Origin of the sequence: Mucilaginibacter sp. CAU 1740, from assembly GCF_039839285.1 — a bacterium.
Taxonomy (GTDB): domain Bacteria; phylum Bacteroidota; class Bacteroidia; order Sphingobacteriales; family Sphingobacteriaceae; genus Mucilaginibacter.
On sequence record NZ_JBDOQS010000002.1, the window covers coordinates 291,963 to 312,504 of the forward strand.

Genomic DNA, 20,542 nt, shown 5'->3' on the forward strand with positions numbered 1-20,542 from the left:
AGAGAACATGAGAAAGATATTAACAAGCATTTTAATTATTGGTCTTGGTGCTGCAAGCTGCACCAAGGTTAGTGAAAATGTATACGATAAATACCCTGCCGATCAGTTTTACGGCTCGGCCAAAGGGGCCGATGTGGCGCTTGCCGGCGTTTACTCGCAGGTGGGTGGCAACTGGAACGGGGTAGGCTACGCCGGTGCTGATAACGGCTGGTACGATCTGAACTGCTTTTCATCAGATGAGCAGGTGATCCCGCACCGTACAACCGGCGATTGGCAGCTTGATTTTGCGCGCCTTTACCAGCGCCAATGGTTGCCAAGCGATTTAATTATTGGCAACACCTGGGCCTGGCTTTATAAATCGGTTTATACCGCCAATTTAGCTATTGATCAGTTAACCCAGGCCAAAGCCGACGAATCAAAAATAGCCGAAGCGAAAGTAATGCGCGCCTGGTTTTATTATTTATTGATTGATGATTTTGGCGACGTACCTTTTTATACCAGTAATAATGTAACGGTTGATAAGATCCCCCAAACAAAACGGAAGGATGTTTACGATTTTATAGTAAAGGAACTGACCGAAAACGTTGATAAACTATCCGAAACCAAAGGGGGCGTTTATTATGGCCGTTTTAACAAATGGGCGGGCTATACCTTTCTTGCCAAAGTATATTTAAATGCCGAAGTGTACACAGGCACAGCTAAATGGACGGAGTGTTTGGCCGCTTGTGCCAAAGTTACATCCGGCGGTTATTCACTTCACCCTGGCGATATTGATGCCACCAACCCGGTAGGAAGCAAGTACTATGAACTTTTTGGCGACAAACTGCCCGATGATGAAACTATCCTAGCTATTTATGTTACCGAAAACATTGTATCGCGCAATATCTACACCATCCGCAGTTTGAACGGCGCTAACGGCTTAGCATTGATCGGTTTCAGCGGTTGGAACGGTACTATTGTACCTAAAGAGTACTATGATAAGTACGATGCCAATGATATCCGCAGGAAACAATTTTTAGTAGGATCGCAGGCTGGCGGTGTTACTTATACTGCCGATGTTTCTTCGCTGGATAACCCAGGTGCCGGGCCGAATGAGGGGATCCGCAACATCAAATTTTTCCCGGCAAAACCGGCGGATGGCAGCGGCGAATCGAACGATTTTCCTATTTATCGCTACGCGGATATCCTGTTGATGGAGGCCGAATGTAATGTTCGTTTGGGTAATGGGGCTGCGGCTAAACCATTTATTGACCAAGTGAGGGTACGTGCAGGCTTAAGTGCTTTGGCAGGCAATCCAACGCTGGACAATATTTATGATGAGCGCGGTTTTGAACTAAACTGGGAAGGTCATCGCAGACAGGATATGATCAGGTTTAACAAGTTTACCCTGGCGCATGGCTTTGTACCTGCCGTGGGCGATTTCAGGAAACTATTCCCGATCCCTACCAGCGCGCTTAACGCTAACCCCGGCTTAAAACAAAATCCAGGCTACTAAATCCTATCACATTATGAAAAAATTAATCAATTTCAGCATAATACTGGTATCCTGCATCGCCTTTGGCTGTAAAAAGGATGCCAAACTAACCGTATTGCAACCTGTAGGTTTTGATTCATATATCAAGGCATCAACAGGTACGGTAGCACTTTCGGCCGCTACTGATGATGCCTCGGTAATCACCTTTTCGTGGCCTGCGGTAAAATTTCCTATCAAAGCGGCTGTAACTTATACTTTGCAGGTTGATGTTCCGGCAGATACCGTGGGCACTACCGCCTGGGCTAACGCCAAGAATTTTGTTGTTGGCGATGATGTGCTATCCAAATCATACAAAGGTTCAGATCTGAATACGCTTGCGATAACCATGGGCATCGAACCAAACACTACCGGCACGCTGGTTTTCAGAACACAGGCTACCATGGATAGAAATACCTACACCAAGGGATTGGCTATAACTATCAGTCCTTACCAGGTGTTTACCGGTTTCCCTGCATTGTATGTTCCTGGCGATTACCAGGGCTGGTCGCCGGGTACGGCACCATCCATTGTGGCTTTACAATCCAATAAAATTTACGAGGGTTATGTTTATTTCCCGGCTGGCGGAACTTATCACTTTAAGTTTACCAGCGATAAGGACTGGAACCACATTAACTACGGTTACGCAGGCGGTGGCAAACTATCAACCGATGGTTTAGCCGGAGATCTGGTACTGCCCGAGGCCGGTTACTACGAGCTATCGGCCAATACCAATAACCTCACCTGGACTTATACCAAAACAACTTGGAGTATTTTAGGTGATGCCTCGCCAGGAGGATGGAGCACCGATACCCAACTGACTTACGACATTGCCAAACAGGTTTGGACTGTAACCTGCGATATGTCGGCATCCGGATCATTCAAATTCAGGGCCAACAATGCCTGGAATATCGATTTCGGTATCACCAAGGATGGAAAACTTACTTATGCCGATAGCCCGGTGTATGGCTATAACGGTAGCCTTGATAACCTCACCGTGCCATCGAGTGGTAATTATACCATCACGCTCGATCTGCACGACGCCAATAATTACAAGTACACCTTACATAAAAACTAAACATGTTAAGGCAGCGCCGCGGGGTGCTGCCTTGCTTTAATTTCTGTTGAGATGAAATTTAAAACCACCCGTACTATCATGATCAATGCCCTGCTTATTTGCCTTGTTTCGTTATTCAGTTTCTGTAAAAAAGATAACAACAATACGCCGGTTAATAGCACGCCATACACGCAATACGGTACGCCGTTTGCCGGTGTGCCCAACACGCAGGATGCTATTATTTACCAGGTTAATATCCGCGCATTTAGTAACGATGCCTCGCTGAAAGGCGTTACCGCCCGATTGGATTCGATCAAGGCGCTGGGCGTGAACGTAGTTTACCTGATGCCGGTTACCCCGGTTGGCGTACTGAAATCGGCCGGGGGCTTAGGATCTCCCTATGCCGTTAAAGATTACAAAGCCGTTAATCCCGAGTTTGGTACCATGGACGACCTGAAAGCCCTGGTAGATGCCGCCCACAGCAAAAATATGGCAGTAATACTGGATTGGGTTGCCGACCATACCTCATGGGATAACGCCTGGATCAGCAATAAAAAATGGTATAAGCAGGATGCAAGCGGCAATATTATCCCGCCTCCCGGCACCAATTGGACAGATGTTGCCGCCCTTGATTATACCAACCAGGACATGCGCAAAGCTATGATAGATGCCATGCAATACTGGGTTTACAATGCCAATATCGATGGTTTCCGTTGCGATGCTGCCGATTTTGTCCCCTTTGATTTTTGGAAACAGGCCAATGATGCCATGAAAGCCATCACCACCCACAAACTGTTGATGTTTGCAGAAGGTACCCGTAATGACCACTTTAAAGCAGGTTTTCAGCTGGAATACGGCATGGCCTGGTACGGTGGTTTGGAAAACAAGATTTATGGTAACAATGGCTCGGTTACACAGCTTTCGGCTTTAAACACCAGCGAGTATTCGGGCGCTTTCGCCGGTTCGCAGGTGGTGAGGTATATTACCAATCATGATGTGTACAACAGCGATGGCAATCCGATAGCCCTATACGGCGGCAAAACCGGATCGATGGCCGCGTTTTTAGTTAGTGCCTACATGAAAGGTGTGCCGATGATTTACAACGGTCAGGAAGTTGGCTGCACCCGCGGTATCGACTTTTTCTACCAAACCCCGATAGACTGGAGCACCAATCCCGACATGACAGCCGAATACAAAAAGATCATCAACTTCCGTAAAAACAGCGATGCAGTACGCAATGGTGATCTGGCTACTTACAGCAGTGATGATGTTGCTGTGTTCACCAAATCAACAAGTAAAGAGAAAGTATTGGTTGTAGCTAATTTGAAAAACAGCACGGTTACTTACACGGTACCTGCCGGGCTAAACGCTACTTCGTGGAAGAACGCTTTTACAGGTGCCGCGGTGTCATTAAGCGGTACGCTGACTTTACAACCGTATCAACATATGGTTTTAACACAATAATCGTCGATAGCGCATTTAAATGTTTTAAATAAAAATGTCATTTCGATAGAGCAGTGGGAGGGGCAGTGCGGTGGGGCGAAAGAGAAATCTTGTACTCCCTGCCGAGCCGCCACGCAAGTTCGATAAAGCATAGCGGCGATACAGGGCGTACAAGATTTCTCACTCGTTCCTCGTTTCGAAATGACATTTTTTCGATTGATACTAAAGACTAAAAATGTGTTTTGACACAAATTCTTAAACAGATACATGAAATTTAAAAAGATCACTTTAATACTGGGCCTGGCCATGAGCATATCACAGCTCATGGCGCAATCGCCTGTGCTGATGCCGGGTAATGTTGATGGCATTACCATCGCCGGGCAGGATGTAACTTTTAAAGCGGGCAACATATACGGCAAGGTCGCGGTGTACTCGCCATCCGTTATTAGAATAAGGCTTGATAAAAAAGCTTTAGGTCGCGATTTTTCCTATGCGGTTATCGCGCAGCCTCAGCAAACCAAAACAAGCATCACCCAGAATGATGAAAACATTACGATACTTACCGATTCGTTAAAGGCCGTCATCTACAAAAAACCTTTCCGCATAGCTTATTATACTGCGGGCGGGCAACTCATTAACCAGGACGAACCCGGCCTTACCACTGGCTGGGTAGGCGAGGAGGTAACCACTTATAAAACCATGATGCCCGATGAACGCTTTATCGGCCTTGGCGAAAAAACGGGCAATCTTGACCGTAAAGGCAATGCCTACACCAACTGGAACTCGGATACTTTTGGTTACGCGGTTGATATGGATCCTATTTATTCAACCATTCCGTTTTACATCGGCATCCACCATAACCTCAATTATGGGGTTTTTATGGATAATACCTATCAAAGCGATTTTAACTTTGGTGCCAGCAACAACCGCTTTTCATCGTTTACGGCTAAGGGCGGGGAGATGAATTACTATTTTATCTACAATAAAAATGTAGCAGGTATTATCCAATCATATACCGGCTTAACCGGCCGGATGAAAATGCCACCATTGTGGAGCCTGGGTTATCAGCAAAACAGGTATAGCTACTATCCGGATACGGAGGTGCTACGGATCGCCCAAACCCTGAGAGAAAAACAGATCCCTTGCGATGGGATCACGCTGGATATTCATTACATGGATCATTACCAGCTTTTTACCTGGGATAAGCAACGATTCCCAAATCCACCGGAATTAACCTCAAAGCTGAACAAGCTTGGCTTTAAACTAACGGTGATTGTTGACCCCGGTATCAAGGTACAAAAAGGAGCACCAGCTTATGAAAGCGGCGCTAAAGACAGTGTGTTTATTCAATACCCCGATAAAACATTTTATACCGGTCAGGTTTGGCCTGGCTGGTGTAATTTTACCGATTTTACCAGCGAGAAAGGTCGTGCCTGGTGGCGTAAACAGGTTAAGTTTTTTGCAGATAACGGTGTAAGCGGCATCTGGAACGATATGAACGAGATCTCGACCTGGGGCCAGAAAATGCCATCGAATGTGTTGTTTGATTTTGATGGACAGCAAACCTCGCATTTGCAGGCACATAACGTTTACGGACTGGAAATGATCCGCTCAAGCTATGAAGGTGCGAGGGAACATTTTAAAGAACGTCCGTTCATACTAACCCGCTCGGGTTATGCGGGTTTGCAGCGTTATTCGGCTATCTGGACGGGTGATAACCGCGCCGAAGATAACCATATGCTATTAGGCGTACGCCTGATGAACAGCCTTGGTTTAAGCGGCGTATCCTTTACTGGCATGGATGTCGGCGGTTTCACCGGCGGCGCAAGTACCGCTTTATTTACCCGCTGGATGCAGATTGGTGCTTTTATTCCTTACTATCGTAACCATACACAGCTCAATACCAAATCATCCGAACCGTGGACTTATGGCGAGGATGCTTTAGAGATCAGTCGAAATTTTATCAATTTCAGGTACAAGCTGCTGCCTTACATGTATTCCAATTTTTATGAGTCTACACAAACGGGGATGCCTGTTATGCGTTCGCTGGCCATTGGGAATACTTTTGATGGTAAGATTTATGATCCGGCTTTTCAAAACCAGTTTATGTTTGGTAATGCGTTTTTGATAGCGCCGTTTGAGAGCACTAAGGAGTATGGTAAAATCTATCTGCCACAAGGAGAATGGTATAACCTGTACAACGATGAGCAGTTGCATGGCATGCAAGAGGTTATCAAGCCTCTGGATATGGGCCATCTGCCGGTATTTGTAAAAGAAAGCAGCATTATCCCGATGCAATCGCTGGTGCAAACCACTGCCGAGGCACCGACGGATACGCTTTCGCTCCACATCTTTAATGGCAAAACAGCTAATGAATTTGTTTTGTATGAGGATGATGGCAAATCATACAATTATGAGAAAAGTGATTTCAACAAGCGTACCATCAGCTTTGATCCAACTCATCATAAAATAACTATTGGGGAAGCGGCGGGCAATTTTGTCAGCAAGTTTAAGGCGGTGAAACTGGTATTACATGGTTTCGCGGGGCTTGGACAGATGAAGGTAAACAGTAAAGCTATAAAGATTTCTCAAGGATATTATACGATGATAGAACCGGTAAATAACATCGATCCGCAGGGTGCAAATGGCGGCAGAAGAGACGCTGCTCAGGTTCAGGAGCTAAGTTTTGGCTTGTCCAATCAAAAGCAAGTGCTTGATTACTAATTGAAATGACATTTGAATGAAAATAATGGCCAATATGAGATTAAACGGCCAGGTTGATTATACAAATAATGTAAAATTGGCGTCCCGGGGTGAGATACGGGGCGCTTTTTTTATAAATATCCCCTTATCTGACAGTTGAGCGGTATGCCAAACCACTTTTGTGCACTATATTTGCTCTCTGAGCACCTATTGCAATTACATAGTATATGATTAAGCTTTTTATCGTGGGTTTTCCGCGGGATATGGAAGAGGTTGAGCTTGTTGAACTGTTTAGCGCTTACGGTACGGTAAGTTCTGTGCGTATAATTACAGATAAAGACAGCGGGATAAGTAAAGGTTACGGCTTTTTGGAAATGACCGACGAGGCCGGTGCCAACCGTGCTATCGACGCGATGAACGGTGCAACTATAGATGAACGCGAGATAAGCGTACGAATAGCTGAACAAAAACATCAGCCCCTGGCCAGACAGCAGCAACAACAATTTGCCAAACCCAAACCTGCATTTAACAAAGTAAAACCACAAGGATACAACAAACCACGCTTTCCGCGCGATAACAACAATAATAGTAGCCGTTACGAGCAGCAGGAAGCAGCAGCACCAGTAAGGGCTAAACGTCCGCGCAGGCAACAACCGTAAACGGAATTTTATTTTTAATGTAGAGACGCATCACATGCGTCTCTCGTAGGAGAAGCCGCCCTGTTCTTAACTATACAGTACGTTAGTCAAAAAGTGGTTCCTGAATTTTCCCTGCGGATCATATTCGGCTACCATCGTTTTAAAGGCAGCCATTTTTTCGTAACGTGCAGCCAATGTTTTAGCCGGAATAGTAAAGATCTTACCCCAATGCGGTCGGGCGTTAAACGGCGACAGTTCCTTTTCAATTTGCGGCAGCAGTTTCATTACTGCTTCGGTTTCCTGTTTCCAGGTAAAGTGTATCGCTACCGATTTTTGATTATGTGCAGGGCTCATCCACAGGTCATCGGCGGCTATGGTACGGATCTCGGTAATAAACAAATGCGGTCCTATCTGTTTGCCTAATTTGGCAACAGCCTGAATAGCCTTAACCGCATGGTTAAAGGGCACAAAAAACTCCGATTGTAATTCTTTTCCGCTACTGGGTGTAAAGCCCATTTTAAAATGCGGTAACCGCTCGTACCATGGCCCCGGAACGCCCATTTGCTCGGTACAGTTTTCGGCAGAGAGTGCTATAATAGGGTGCACGTTTTTAGTGGCGGCTTTAGCACCGTAAAACTCTTTAAGGTTTTCATCTTTATCTACGCCGATCCGGCTCTTGATCCAAACCTCGTTTATGCTCTCGCTTTGCCAGTCGGTAAATAAACTAACGCTATATCCTGCAGATACTATCGCTTCAAAATGTTGCTTTAACTGGCTCATGGGCAAGCTGGTGAAAACATGCTGCTTCATCATAAAAGTTGGCTGTATTTGCAGCGTTACTTTCGTGAGCACTCCTAAAGCCCCTAAGCCAACAACGGCAGCATTAAGCTGCTCCGCGTTTTTTGATTTAGATAGATGAACGATATTTCCATCAGCTTTAACAATTTCCAAACCCACAACCGCGCTTGATAGATTGCCGTTTTTAACACCGGAACCATGCGTAGCTGTAGTAATCGATCCTCCTACCGAAATATGCGGCAATGAAGCGAGGTTATGTAAAGCGAAACCCTCTTTATGTAGATAAGGTGCCAATTCACCATATTTAATGCCGCCCTCAACGGTTACGGTATGGTTTTGCTTATCTAATGATACTACTTTATTCAGATCCCTGGTGGAAAGCAGGTTATCCTTACTATCGGCAATCGAGTTAAAACAATGCCTTGTACCCAGTACCTTTATTTTACTATGCTTTTTGATTAGCTGCTGCACCTCCTCAACCGATTTGGGATAAAATACATTACCGGTGCTAAAAGTTAAATTACCCGACCAGTTTTGCAACCTCGGTTGTTGTGCCCATGATTCGAAAGAAGATAATAGGGGAGTTGCCATTAAGGTAGAACTTAATTTGATGAAAGTTTTTCTTTTCATAACTAATTGGTTGATACAAGTTAGTTAATAATTAACCGCAAATGCAAAGGTTTTTCTGTGGAGAGGATAAAAAGATAGCGCAGGTAATAGTTTTTATAATTTTTTAAGAAGTAAATTTAGATTTTGAAATTTTTTATAAACTTTTTACTTATTTTGGTAAAAAAATATGGTGCTTGTTGCTGATTTTTAATGAATGATTGGTTATAGCTACATTTTTTATAAATTGATTTGAAGTAATTTTATAATAATTGGTGAAAGAACTACGCGCTTCATTCATTCCGGCTTCTGATACCGGAAATAGTTTATCCGAAATATCAGCGGCCCTTGATCTGCTTGAAAAACACCCTATCAACAATTTATTGTGGACAGAAACCGGCTATTTTCCCGAAGTTAACTTTGCTATTAGTCACACGGATAAAGGTATCGCACTCAAATATTTTGTAAAAGAGGAACATACTACGGTTGTATATACAGCTGTTAACGATCCCGTTTATAGAGATAGCTGCGTGGAATTATTTATCGGTTTTGGTGCCGATGGAAATTACTACAATCTTGAATTTAATGCTCTTGGTACAGCCCTGGTTGGTTACGGCATTAACAGGCACGGCAGGGAAGAGCTACCTGCCGATAAGGTAGCAAAGATCAAAGCGTTAAGCAATATTAAATTAGCTGATAGCAGCGAGGCGCTCAATACCTGGGAACTTACTTTATTGATCCCTTTTGAAATTTTTATTCACCATAACATCACCCAGCTAAAACAACAGCAATGTGCGGTGAATTTTTTTAAATGCGGTGATGACCTGCCCGAGCCTCACTTTTTAAGCTGGAACAATATCCCTAATCCAGATCCCGATTTTCATTTGTCGCAATTTTTTGGCAAATTAATATTTGATTAACCCCTAACTAAAACTATACAGTATGGCCCAAACAGCAAGTTCAGTTATTGATTCGCCAACAAAAAAATCGGCTATAAATCCGATCGTGATCATTGGCGCACTATTTTTTATTTTCGGTTTTGTAACCTGGATGAACGGTACGCTTATCCCTTACTTAAAGATAGCCTGCGAGTTAAGCACCAAAGAGGCATATTTCGTTACCACCGCCTTTTACATTGCCTATGTAGTAATGGGGATCCCGGCAGGTAAAACCATCAAAAAATTTGGTTTTAAAAATGGTATGGCCATCGGCTTGTTTGTAATGGCTATTGGTGCAGTAATATTTATACCTGCTGCCATGACACGTACATACAGCATATTTTTAATTGGCCTATTTGTGCAAGGAACTGGCTTAACGGTACTGCAAACCGCTTCAAATCCGTACATCACCATTTTAGGCCCGGCCGAAACAGCCGCCAGGCGTATCAGTATTATGGGTATCTGTAATAAAATAGCAGGTGCATTAGCCCCGGTAATTTTAGGTACGGTAGTACTTGCCAATATTGATGCCATAACCGAAAAACTGAAAACTTTAACCGCCGACGAAAAAGCGCTTGAGTTAAACGAACTTGCCGCGAGGGTGATATTACCTTACGGTATTATGGTGGTAGTGCTTATCCTGTTGGCTATATTGATCTATTTCTCATCCCTGCCCGAGATCAATACGGAGCATGAGGATGAAACCGTAGCTGCTGCCAATACCAACAAAACAAGCATTGTGCAGTTTCCACACTTGATGCTAGGTGTAGCCACCTTGTTTGTTTACGTCGGTGCCGAAGTTATTGCCGGCGACTCGATCTCGCTTTATGGTACTTCCCAGCATATCCCGCTATCAACGGCTAAGTTTTTTACGTCATGTACGTTAGTATCCATGATTGTAGGTTACCTGTTTGGCGTGTTCTGCATTCCTAAAGTGATTACACAACAAAAAGCATTGGTTGTATCTTCTATTTTAGGCGTGCTTTTAACTATAGCTACCTTATTAACCCATGGCTATGCTTCGGTATTTTGTATAGCTTTATTGGGATTGGCCAACTCGCTGATGTGGCCTGCTATCTGGCCTTTGGCGTTGTCTGGCTTGGGAAGGTTTACCAAAATAGCCTCTTCATTACTGGTAATGGGTATTGCAGGTGGCGCTGTATTGCCACCGTTGTACGGTTATTTTTCTGAAAAATTCTCTGCGCAATCAGCTTATATCATGCTGATACCGATATACCTGTTTATCTTTTATTTCTCAACTTCAGGCTATAAAGCAGGTAAAACTACCGTTGTTAAAAGCTAATCTAAACAAATGAAAATACGACGTGAAACAGCCGGGCAAAATCAATTTGTCCGGCTGTTTTATTTGGTGCTTATGGTATGTAGTTGTTTAGTAGGTTGTTACGGTTAACTGTATTTCGTTTTTTAATGTTGATATCACGAAATATAGTTATAAATTTAATAGTGGTTTTTATTTAAACTGTTGATAATTAGTTGTTTGTGGTTTTGGTTCGATACTTGGAACTAAAAGGATGAAATGAACAACATCTACCGGGAAATTAGTTTATAACTTTTGCTAACCTAATCCCCGGAAACTTATGTTAACAACTTAAAAATCAGTGCCATGAAAAGCTTGAAAACTTGCAAAAAATTGAACCGTACATTAACTAAATGGGTAATAGACCTTCATGGCAAGGGTTATACGGACGATTTTTTGCAGTTGAATAACCAACGCCTCCGCTGCCTCCAAAACAGTGAAGATTTCCCGATAACAGATCTCAATATCAAGGTGATAGATCAGGGTTTTGATCAGCTTACCAAAACGTATAAATACATTCACACCATTGAAACGATGGATGGGGGTAAAGGGCTGTTGGTGGTTGAGGATGTTTGTCCATCGTATTTGGCGAATTGATAAATACCACTCGTCATTGTTTCCTACCTGTCAAAACGTCTTTGTCATCCTGAGCGATAGCGAAGGATCTTCTACAACATGCATAGCGGCTATACAGGGCGAAGAAGATCCTTCGCTATCGCTCAGGATGACAAAGAGGAACACCTCAATTCTCCCCCGAAACATGCTTCCTGGTAATCCCCAACCGCTTCATTTTACTATTTAAAGTAGTTGAAGGCACATCCAGTAACTCCGCCGCGCCGCCCGGTCCGGCAATACGTCCACCGCATTTTTTCAGTACCGCCAAAATATAATCCCGCTCATTTTCATCAATTGATTTTACACGCTGGCCATCAAGAATAACCGGCGCTGCTGCAGCGGTAGCCATTGGGGTAGCAGGAACCGCAGCTCCCGGCAATATTATTCTTTCAATTACATTACCTCGTGTTAACAGCACATTGCGCTCAATTAGGTGTTCAAGTTCACGCACGTTACCTGGCCAGTTATAGGCCATTAGGTCGGAAAGGGCTTGCTTGGATAGGGTAAGTTTTGGCCGCCCGGCCATGGTAGAATATTTTTCGATAAAATGCTCGGCCAAAACAGGGATATCATCTTTACGTTCGCGCAATGATGGTAGCAGGATAGGGAAAATGTTGAGGCGGTAGTACAGATCAAGCCTGAATTTACCTGCCGCCACCTCTTTTTCGAGGTTGCAGTTGGTTGCGGCAATCACACGCACATCAACCTTAATGGTTTCCTTACCGCCTAATTTCTCTACTTCTTTTTCCTGCAAAACCCTCAATAGCTTGGCTTGCGATTCGAGCGGTAGTTCGCCTATCTCATCCAAAAAAATAGTGCCGCCCGATGCCTGCTCAAATTTACCTGCGCGTTTTTCAACCGCCCCGGTAAAAGCCCCCTTTTCATGACCAAACAGTTCGGATTCTATCAAATGTGTTGGTAGCGCAGCGCAGTTAACTACCACCAGTTGCTTTTTGCTTCGCGGTGATAGTTTGTGGATACATTTTGCAAAACGTTCTTTACCGGTACCACTCTCGCCCAAAATCAAAACCGAAGTTTCCATTGGTGCAACCAGGCTTAAATGATCAAGTGCGGTAAGCATCAGGTGGCTGCTGCCGATGATGCCTTCAAAGCCTTTCGGTGCACTTTCTTTAACCGGCGCTTTTACCTCCGGAGCATTTACTGACTTAGGCGCGGTAACTTTAGCATCAGTCAAAATCCCCTCAATAGCTGCGGAAAGCGAGCGCTGCAACCGATTAACCAACGTTAAATGCCTATTACCGTAAGCATCAGCTTTACGGCTGTAAAATGACAAGGTGAAACCCGCTCGACCGGCAACCGGAATATGCATAACCATGTTTGATGCCATTTGGAAAGTTTTGGCTATCAGTTTTTTTGCGCCGCTTTGCTGGGTTAACCTCACAAAATCATCACCATTAAAAAAAACAGATTTCTTATCGTCATCTTCCGCTTCCTGTAGCCTTAATAGTTCGTTGCGTTTAAGGCCGGTTATATTCAGCAGTTCTTCAATGCCGATGGTTTGATATTCGTTAAAGCTCAATCGTAAAAAGCTCAACCCCTCATAAGGCACGGCATCAAGGTTTTTCATGCCTATGGCCAAATAATCGAATGGGATGTGCGGCTGCATGGCTTTGGCAATGCGCAGCAGCTTCTGGCCCCAATCTGTCGAATCGGCTAAGATATCGTTCAGTGAGTTTTGCAACATCAGTTCGTTGTTGCGTTTGGTGGTCATGTTTTGCTCGTGCAGGTACTGCGCAATCTGCAAGCTTACCAGTACATCCTTTTCGCGGAAAGGTTTCACCATAAAGCCGTATGGATTGGTGGCTTTGGCTTCTTCCAGTATTTTTTGATTGGAATTGGCCGAAAGGTACACAAAGGCAATATCCTGCTCGGCAAGTTCTTTAGCCAAATCAATACCTGTTAAGGTTCCCTGCAAATGGATATCAAGCAAAACCAGTTGCGGACGATACTTTTTGATGATGTCTCTGGCTTCCTCAACCGAATCGGCACTGCCGCAAACATCGTAGCCCGCTTTTTCAAGCGTAAACTGTAAATCGTTGGCTACTATAAATTCATCCTCAACAATAAGTATCCTTTGGCTCATGGTATAATGTATTTAAATCGCTTTAATAAATTTATCGGCAGTAAACTCAACTGCCACTTTAACCCCGTTATCGGTTTCAATTTTAAACGTGCCGCCTACCTGCTTGCTCAATCCCCTGATCAGGCTCATGCCCAACGTTTTGCTTTTGGTGATATCGGTATCTGTTTTTATTCCCGGGCCGTCGTCCTGTACGGTTAACATGTAGGTGTCATGATCTGTTAATTGCATGCTCACTGTTATTTTACCTTCGCGGCCATCTTTGTAGGCGTATTTGATCGAATTGGTTATCGCCTCGTTCAATATTAAACCTAAAGGTACGGCGCGGGTAACATCAAATTCGGCAGCTACGATATCTGTTTCAAAAATAATGCGGGTGCCGGTATCAAAGCTTTCGCGTAGGTAATTGACCAGGTCATTAATATAAGCCTGCATATCCACCAAAGCCAAATTTTCCGACTGATAAAGTTTCTGGTGGATCAACGAGATCGACTGCATCCTATGCTGGCTCTCCCTTATGGCGTTAAAAGCAACATCATTAGTAATAAAATTCGACTGCGTATTAAGTAGGCTGATTACAATTTGCAGGTTGTTTTTTACCCGGTGGTGGATCTCCTTCATCAGCCATTCCTTTTCTTCCAGTAAGCCGTCTTTCTCTTCCACCAAATTGGTAAGCGTGCGGTTTTTCTGGCTGATCTCGTTTTGTTGCACCTGTAATTGCTTATTAATGCGTTGCTTTAAACGGTAGCGGTTATAGTTTAAGGCGAGTAGTAAAGCCAGTAAAGCAGCCCCTGCAATGATGAGGTTGCGGGTAAGGCGTTCCTGCTCAATATTCGCTTTTTGCAGTTGTTCTTGCTTGGTAAGCAATTGTATGTTTTGCTCTTTTATTTTCAGTTCGTGATCTTTCTTCTCTGTTTGATATTGAACTTCAAGTTGCGCTATTTCCTGGCTTTTTTTCTCGTTCAGCAGCGAGTCGCTAAGGGCTGTATATTTTTTGTAGGCCACAATGGCATCCGCATATTTGGCCTCTGTAGAATCGAGTTGGAAAGTCAGCAGGTATGATTTAGCTATGTTTACGGTTTTATGGTGTTCCTCACTTATCGCCCTGAAATGTGCTATATGCTCTCGTGCGGGCTTATCCTGCGTAAATTTGATATAAAATACAGCTAAAGCATGCTGAACCAACTCCTGCGGGCCACTATGCTGTTCAATCTGTTTTTCAATAGCCAGCTGCCTGTCGCAATATATTTTGGCTCCGGGATACTGGTTTAGAGATACGTAGGTGTTCAGCAGTAAGGCATCAAGTGTAGCACGCTCGTTAATGGTTTTAGGTGGATTGTTTTTTTCAAGCTTCTTTAAAACCGCCAGTGCTTTTTGAAACTGATTATATTTTAGGTAGATCACTGCCAGGTTGTTGGTTAATAGCATGATCGAATTGTAATCATTATACTTTTCGGCCACAGCTAACGATTTTTCAAAATAACGCTGAGCCGCAGGAAATTGCTTGGTGAAATAGTAGAGAAGGCCAATATGGTTATAAATAGCGCATAATTGCAAGGTAGTGTCATTTACTGCTTCGGCAGTTTTTACTGCCATTAAGCTGTTTTGGATAGCTTCCTTATAATTACCGAGCGCACCGTATACCTCACCAAGCAGATCATATATCCCCTGCATCCGGCTATAGTTGATAGATTGGTAAATGGCCAGTGATTTTTTCAACACAGCCAGCGATTCTTCATTTCGACCTAACACCTGTAAAAAATCGCCTTCCTCTTTTAAGATGGTGGCTTCGCGTTCTTTAGCGCCTGCCTGGTGAAACAGGTCAGCCACTTTTTGCCAGTAGACTATTTTGCGGTTAAAATCTTCGCCTTCTATGCGATCGTGTAGTAGGGCCAGTTCAACAGTGGCATTGGCCGCGTTTTTAAAAAGTTTATTGGCGATAAACAGGTCTACAGCTTTTTGAATTAACGGGTAGCCAGCTTTGTCTTTATTTAAACTCAAAGCTTTGGCTGTTAGAATATAGCTATCGCCCTGTCCCTGGATGTACTTGATGCTCTTGCTTAAATTTTCGGCTTTAAGGCTGTAAGTCCTTACGCTGTCGGTTTTATTTTTTGCGAGGTAATATTCGCTGGTTTGAAGGAATAGCTTAACGCGGTTGCTATCGGGTTTGCTTTTTTGTAGCTGCGCTTTTAATGTAGGTAATGATGTCTGCTGCGCCATACCAATAAAAACAACCCCGGTCAAAATGCCGGTTACAAAGCAAGTTTTAAATATCCACCCGAAACGTTTTATAATATGAGCCATTATGCTGCTTCAAATAATGAAGCGTTTTTTAATTGTTAAATCTAATGTGCACAAATAATATGCCTTTGAGTAATGTTGTTGTTTTTGAGCTTATTATGGCTTATTAGTGCGGTTATGATTACTTTATTTCGTAGCGGTTACTTTATTTCGCCATTTGGTGGCGTGTTAATTCAAATAAGGCTTAAACAGCTTCTCATCTTTAAAATCAATGCTGATACTTACGCCATTATCATTTTTCAATATCAGGCTGCTTCCTATCTGCTTGCATAGGCCCCGCATCAAATTCATACCAAGGCTTCGGCATTTGGCCATCTCAAAACCATCGGGCAGGCCTACTCCATTATCGCTGATGCTGAGTCTGAAACTGTTTTCTTCCACACAACATAACGATACGCTGATACAGCCGTCAATTTCATTAGGAAAAGCGTATTTGATGCTATTGGTTATGGCTTCGTTCAGGATTAGACCGATGGGCACCGCGCGCGAAACATCCAGTTCAAGATCGGTGAGATTCTTTTCAAAACAGATCCGTCTGCCTATGTCAAAACTTTGGCTCAAGTAGTCTATCAGTTCATTGATATAAACATGCGCTTCTATCAATGCCCGGCTTTCTGATTGATAGAGTTTTTGGTGGATAAAGGCGATGGATTGCATGCGGTGCTGACTTTCGCGAATAGCCGCATGCGCTTTATCATCATTAAGGTAGGCCGATTGAGTATTGAGCAAACTGATCACAATTTGCAGGTTGTTTTTTACCCGGTGATGGATCTCTTTAATCAACCATTCTTTTTCATCCAATAGTATATCTTTTTGCTGGGCAAGTGTTTGCAGTACTTCATTTTTATGATTGATCTCATCCTGCTGGGCCTGCAATTTTTGATTGGCTATTTGTTTAAGCCTGTACCGGCTATAAATTACTCCCGAGAGCATAAACAATATCGCGGCCCCTGCTATGGTTATGTTCTGGATCAGTCGGACTTGTTTAAGGTGATTGCGTTGCAGCAGGTCTTGTTTTTTTAACAGGGTGATATTTAACTCCTGGTCTTTGAGTTGTTTATCTTTCTTTTGCGTGTGGTATTGCGCGTCGAGGCTGGCTATTTGTTTGCGTTTGATTTGTTCCAATACCGAATCTTTTAAAGCAGCGTAGCTGCGGAAATGTGCCAGAGCTGCAAGGTGGTTTCCCTGTGCCGAATCAAGTTTAAAATGCCAGAGGTTGTTTTCGGCGAGGCTGGCCGTGTTGTGACTGGCTTTGCTCAACTCGTTATGGGTTGGCAGATATTTATCGGCTTCGGTAAATTGTTTGGTAGCTATATAGTAGGGGATGAGCGAATTGTAAACCGGGAGTTGCTGCAGGTTAAGCTCACCGGTACGGTCAATAATTTGCTCAAGTTTACCGGCGTATTTTTTTGCCTGTGCGTATTGATTTATTGATACCGAGGCATTAAGCATCCGGGTATATAAATTAGTAGTTTGAGATGTGTTTTTTGGCGGAAATTGATTTTCAAGTTCCTTTAAATAGCTTAAAGCCTTTTCATTTTTATGGAGTGCAGTATAAGTATCGGCAATGGATGATAGTAAAGCGGCCCTTGACGAATCCGGCTTGCTGTTTTTTAGGGCGAGGAGTTGCTCATCCAAATTTTTAGGTGCGGTTGATTGCCCCAAAACGGATAATTGTGTAAGCCAGGCAAGCGCGAAGGTAAATAACAGCTTCATTACTTATAACTAAAATACACAAAGCAGGCCAATAACCTATGGTTACGCTATCAATTTAGTAGATAATGCAATTGTATAGGTAAAAGGCTCATTTTTAAGGAAAAGCTAAGTCGGTTTTTAACATGAGGTTTAGTTTTTGCTGATACCGACAGTTAAATGAAACGGATTTCTCTGCGGAATATCGTGTGTTTCGTTAAAACTAACGAAATACGGAGAGGCGAATATGTTCGGTATCTGTTACCTTATTTCGTTTGCTGTAATTCGCCACGTTACGAGATAAAGTAATTGTATAAATACTGGAACATTATTAAGTTGCTGATTGTTAGTTTGTTGTGTTGTTGGCCTGTTGCTTGCCTGTATTATGTCAAAACAAATAAACATGGAACAGGCAATCACATACAAACGCATCTCAAACACCATCGTTTTTATAACCGGTGCCTTTGTAAGCCATACCAGTTGGGATAACTGGAAGCTGTATTTTGAAAGCCGCGACTATCAAACGCTTGCCCCGGCCTGGCCGCATAAAGACGCGTCGGGTTGCACCCTGAGGCAAAGGCAACCAGATGCAAATATAGCATCGCAACGCTTAACTGACTTAACTAATTATTTCGCAGATATCGTAAAAGCTCTGCCCGAAAAGCCCATTCTTATTGGGCACTCTATGGGCGGGTTAATAGTACAGCTCTTGGTGCAGCAAGGTTTGGCCATAGCGGGGGTAGCTATTCATTCTTTGCAGCCCAAGGGCATATTTACTTTCAAATATTCATTTTATAAAGCGGGGTGGGGGCCGTTGGGCTTTTTTACATCTACAAAAAAATCATACCTCATGTCGTTCAGCGAGTGGCAGTTTGCCTTTACCAATGGCATGCCTTATGAGCAACAAAAACAGGCCTATTACGATCTGCTTACTCCCGAATCGAAGCTGCTTGTCCGCGATGCGATAACCGATGCCGCTAAGATTGATTTCAAACGCCCGCATGTGCCTTTGCTTTTTATGGCCGGCACCTGCGATAATTTTATCCCGGCATCGCTTAACTACAGCAATTTTAAAAAGTACACCGATAAAAACTCCATAACCGACTATAAAGAGTTTGAGGGACGAAACCATCACGTGCTTGGTCAAGCATCCTGGCCCGAAAATGCGGCCTACATAAACGATTGGCTCAATAACCTGCCACTAAATTAATCAACATACATAGCAACAAATAAACAATCAAATACAATGAAAACAACAAAAACGCGCATAAGCGCCATGCTGGTAATATTATTTACCATATTAACATTCAACGCTATAGCAACAGTTACACCGGCCAATCCGCCTGCAGGTTTTAAACATGCCTATGCAACCGTAAACGGAGTTAAAATTCACTATGTAACCGGCGGTAAAGGCGAACCGCTGTTACTGGTACACGGCTTCGGTCAAAACTGGTACATGTGGAACCGATTGCTGCCCGAGCTATCTAAACACTTCACCATTATAGCCCCTGATTTGCGTGGCGTAGGCGAATCGCAAAAAACAGCCGGTGGTTACGATAAAAAAACAATGGCTGTCGATCTGCACGAGCTGATCAAAAAGCTAGGTTATAAAAATATTAACCTCGCTGGACATGATATCGGTTTGATGGTAGCTTACGCCTATGCCGTACAATTCCCAACCGAAGTTAAAAAGGTGGCTTTGATGGATGCCTTGTTACCAGGCATCGAACCGGTTTGGAGCCAGGTAAAAGCACAGGCCTGGTGGTTTGGCTTTTTCGCCCAGCCACATGCAGGCGAGATAGTTGCAGGCAAAGCAGGTTTATTCCTTACCGATTTTTGGCCTGTGGTTGGCTATATCAAAAAGCCTTTCACCAAAGCCGAAACTGCCGAGTTTATCCGCGCTTACTCTGTACCTGGTGCAACTACCGGTGCTTTTAAATGGTTTGCCGCTTTTGAGCAGGACGCAAAGGATAATGTTGAGTTTGCGAAAACCAAGCTGCCTATGCCTTTACTGGCAATGGGATCTGATCACCTGGCAGGTTCATTTCTGGCAGCACATTCCAAATTGGTTGCTGATAACGTGCAGGAATGTATCATTAAAGATTCGGGCCACTGGGTAGTGCAGGAACAAACCGCTCAGGTACAAAAAGGCCTGCTTGATTTCTTTTTGGCTAATTAAGTAACTACATCAATAATACGCTATCTAAAAGCCGGAGGTTTTCATAAACCTCCGGCTTTTTTATTGGCTAAGTTTCAGTTTATCAAATCATTAAATATCGTGGTGGATTTAGTAAATCGTCGATATATAGTAAGGGTGTATCTGGAGGTTTGTTTGTAATGTATTGATAATCAATATTTTGATTTGGCGGCACGAAGCCTGTATATGTTGATATAACAGAAAAGCTAAAACAACTAAAAACTACAACTATGGAAATGTGCATATTTTTATTTACCCGCGTTATACTGTTAGCCTGCCTTGCAGTATTGATTTACATGATGTTGCCAAACTACGCTGAGCAAAACAATGATGGCTGGGAATAATTCTGCTTCTTTTATTAGTGATTTTTATTAACTAATACTAAAACCATGTAAGTGGTTCCGTTGTTGATATTTTACCAATTATAAAAACATCAACATATGGAAAACATGAACAAAATTACCTGGACTAACGGCAACCTCATCAACACCAGCGAAAACTATGAGGTTGAATATTGGGCAAACAAATTTGGCGTTCGCCCCGAAAGGTTGAAAACCGCTGTAAGGGCGGTAGGTAACTCTACTGCGGCTGTAGCCAAGTTTTTAAGTAACAAATAAAACCCTCC

General features: G+C 43.3%; 15 protein-coding genes. 11 read left to right on the plus strand and 4 right to left on the minus strand.

Going from position 1 to position 20,542, the window contains the following annotated elements:
- Positions 1–7 precede the first annotated feature (7 nt).
- The 5 genes from AAFN85_RS05620 to AAFN85_RS05640 all read left to right on the plus strand — a co-directional run bounded on the left by AAFN85_RS05620 (position 8) and on the right by AAFN85_RS05640 (position 7,372).
- Positions 8–1,495, plus strand: a complete 1,488-nt coding sequence (locus AAFN85_RS05620) for a RagB/SusD family nutrient uptake outer membrane protein (RefSeq protein WP_347526022.1) — start codon at positions 8–10, stop codon at positions 1,493–1,495.
- A 13-nt stretch (positions 1,496–1,508) separates the two neighbouring features.
- A complete protein-coding gene (locus tag AAFN85_RS05625; RefSeq protein ID WP_347526023.1) occupies positions 1,509–2,588 on the plus strand; it encodes a SusE domain-containing protein in 1,080 nt (359 codons plus the stop codon).
- Positions 2,589–2,639: 51 nt separating this feature from the next.
- The gene (locus tag AAFN85_RS05630) at positions 2,640–4,031 is read left to right on the plus strand and encodes an alpha-amylase family glycosyl hydrolase (RefSeq protein WP_347526024.1); all 1,392 of its coding nucleotides are present in this window, start codon (positions 2,640–2,642) and stop codon (positions 4,029–4,031) included.
- Positions 4,032–4,277: 246 nt separating this feature from the next.
- Positions 4,278–6,734, plus strand: coding sequence for a glycoside hydrolase family 31 protein (locus tag AAFN85_RS05635; protein ID WP_347526025.1), 2,457 nt, complete (start codon positions 4,278–4,280; stop codon positions 6,732–6,734).
- A gap of 206 nt (positions 6,735–6,940) precedes the next feature.
- Positions 6,941–7,372, plus strand: a complete 432-nt coding sequence (locus tag AAFN85_RS05640) for an RNA-binding protein (RefSeq protein WP_347526027.1) — start codon at positions 6,941–6,943, stop codon at positions 7,370–7,372.
- Between the two features lie 66 nt (positions 7,373–7,438).
- Here the strand turns inward: AAFN85_RS05640 and AAFN85_RS05645 are convergent, their stop codons facing one another.
- A complete protein-coding gene (locus AAFN85_RS05645) occupies positions 7,439–8,779 on the minus strand; it encodes an FAD-binding protein (RefSeq protein ID WP_347526028.1) in 1,341 nt (446 codons plus the stop codon).
- A gap of 251 nt (positions 8,780–9,030) precedes the next feature.
- On the opposite strand from AAFN85_RS05645, the gene AAFN85_RS05650 reads away from it, so the two are divergent.
- The 3 genes from AAFN85_RS05650 (at position 9,031) to AAFN85_RS05660 (ending at position 11,608) form a co-directional block, all read left to right on the plus strand.
- Positions 9,031–9,675: a carbohydrate-binding family 9-like protein gene (locus AAFN85_RS05650; RefSeq protein ID WP_347526029.1), complete on the plus strand. Its 645-nt coding sequence runs from the start codon at positions 9,031–9,033 to the stop codon at positions 9,673–9,675.
- Positions 9,676–9,697: 22 nt separating this feature from the next.
- A complete protein-coding gene (locus AAFN85_RS05655; RefSeq protein WP_347526031.1) occupies positions 9,698–10,996 on the plus strand; it encodes a sugar MFS transporter in 1,299 nt (432 codons plus the stop codon).
- 321 nt (positions 10,997–11,317) lie between these two features.
- Positions 11,318–11,608: a hypothetical protein gene (locus tag AAFN85_RS05660; protein WP_347526033.1), complete on the plus strand. Its 291-nt coding sequence runs from the start codon at positions 11,318–11,320 to the stop codon at positions 11,606–11,608.
- A gap of 145 nt (positions 11,609–11,753) precedes the next feature.
- Here the strand turns inward: AAFN85_RS05660 and AAFN85_RS05665 are convergent, their stop codons facing one another.
- The 3 genes from AAFN85_RS05665 to AAFN85_RS05675 form a co-directional block, all read right to left on the minus strand.
- Positions 11,754–13,730, minus strand: a complete 1,977-nt coding sequence (locus tag AAFN85_RS05665; RefSeq protein WP_347526035.1) for a sigma 54-interacting response regulator — start codon at positions 13,728–13,730, stop codon at positions 11,754–11,756.
- A gap of 12 nt (positions 13,731–13,742) precedes the next feature.
- Positions 13,743–16,031: a histidine kinase dimerization/phosphoacceptor domain -containing protein gene (locus AAFN85_RS05670; protein WP_347526036.1), complete on the minus strand. Its 2,289-nt coding sequence runs from the start codon at positions 16,029–16,031 to the stop codon at positions 13,743–13,745.
- A gap of 165 nt (positions 16,032–16,196) precedes the next feature.
- Positions 16,197–17,744 carry a sensor histidine kinase gene (locus tag AAFN85_RS05675; protein ID WP_347526037.1) on the minus strand — a complete coding sequence of 516 codons (1,548 nt, stop codon included), beginning with the start codon at positions 17,742–17,744 and terminating at the stop codon, positions 16,197–16,199.
- 379 nt (positions 17,745–18,123) lie between these two features.
- On the opposite strand from AAFN85_RS05675, the gene AAFN85_RS05680 reads away from it, so the two are divergent.
- The 3 genes from AAFN85_RS05680 to AAFN85_RS05690 all read left to right on the plus strand — a co-directional run bounded on the left by AAFN85_RS05680 (position 18,124) and on the right by AAFN85_RS05690 (position 20,534).
- A complete protein-coding gene (locus AAFN85_RS05680; RefSeq protein ID WP_347526039.1) occupies positions 18,124–18,930 on the plus strand; it encodes an alpha/beta hydrolase in 807 nt (268 codons plus the stop codon).
- A gap of 36 nt (positions 18,931–18,966) precedes the next feature.
- Entirely contained in the window at positions 18,967–19,899 is a 933-nt protein-coding gene (locus tag AAFN85_RS05685; protein WP_347526041.1) for an alpha/beta hydrolase, read from the plus strand.
- 458 nt (positions 19,900–20,357) lie between these two features.
- Positions 20,358–20,534: a DUF3606 domain-containing protein gene (locus AAFN85_RS05690; protein WP_347526043.1), complete on the plus strand. Its 177-nt coding sequence runs from the start codon at positions 20,358–20,360 to the stop codon at positions 20,532–20,534.
- The last annotated feature ends 8 nt before the right edge of the window (positions 20,535–20,542 follow it).

What these genes read in the sequence shown, in the direction of transcription:
- AAFN85_RS05680 (WP_347526039.1), top strand. Translation starts at nt 18,124, where the DNA reads ATGGAACAGGCAATCACATACAAACGCATCTCAAACACCATCGTTTTT.
- AAFN85_RS05645 (WP_347526028.1), bottom strand. Translation starts at nt 8,779, where the DNA reads ATGAAAAGAAAAACTTTCATCAAATTAAGTTCTACCTTAATGGCAACT.
- AAFN85_RS05635 (WP_347526025.1), top strand. Translation starts at nt 4,278, where the DNA reads ATGAAATTTAAAAAGATCACTTTAATACTGGGCCTGGCCATGAGCATA.
- AAFN85_RS05665 (WP_347526035.1), bottom strand. Translation starts at nt 13,730, where the DNA reads ATGAGCCAAAGGATACTTATTGTTGAGGATGAATTTATAGTAGCCAAC.
- AAFN85_RS05685 (WP_347526041.1), top strand. Translation starts at nt 18,967, where the DNA reads ATGAAAACAACAAAAACGCGCATAAGCGCCATGCTGGTAATATTATTT.
- AAFN85_RS05655 (WP_347526031.1), top strand. Translation starts at nt 9,698, where the DNA reads ATGGCCCAAACAGCAAGTTCAGTTATTGATTCGCCAACAAAAAAATCG.
- AAFN85_RS05630 (WP_347526024.1), top strand. Translation starts at nt 2,640, where the DNA reads ATGAAATTTAAAACCACCCGTACTATCATGATCAATGCCCTGCTTATT.
- AAFN85_RS05625 (WP_347526023.1), top strand. Translation starts at nt 1,509, where the DNA reads ATGAAAAAATTAATCAATTTCAGCATAATACTGGTATCCTGCATCGCC.
- AAFN85_RS05660 (WP_347526033.1), top strand. Translation starts at nt 11,318, where the DNA reads ATGAAAAGCTTGAAAACTTGCAAAAAATTGAACCGTACATTAACTAAA.
- AAFN85_RS05675 (WP_347526037.1), bottom strand. Translation starts at nt 17,744, where the DNA reads ATGAAGCTGTTATTTACCTTCGCGCTTGCCTGGCTTACACAATTATCC.
- AAFN85_RS05640 (WP_347526027.1), top strand. Translation starts at nt 6,941, where the DNA reads ATGATTAAGCTTTTTATCGTGGGTTTTCCGCGGGATATGGAAGAGGTT.
- AAFN85_RS05690 (WP_347526043.1), top strand. Translation starts at nt 20,358, where the DNA reads ATGGAAAACATGAACAAAATTACCTGGACTAACGGCAACCTCATCAAC.
- AAFN85_RS05620 (WP_347526022.1), top strand. Translation starts at nt 8, where the DNA reads ATGAGAAAGATATTAACAAGCATTTTAATTATTGGTCTTGGTGCTGCA.
- AAFN85_RS05670 (WP_347526036.1), bottom strand. Translation starts at nt 16,031, where the DNA reads ATGGCTCATATTATAAAACGTTTCGGGTGGATATTTAAAACTTGCTTT.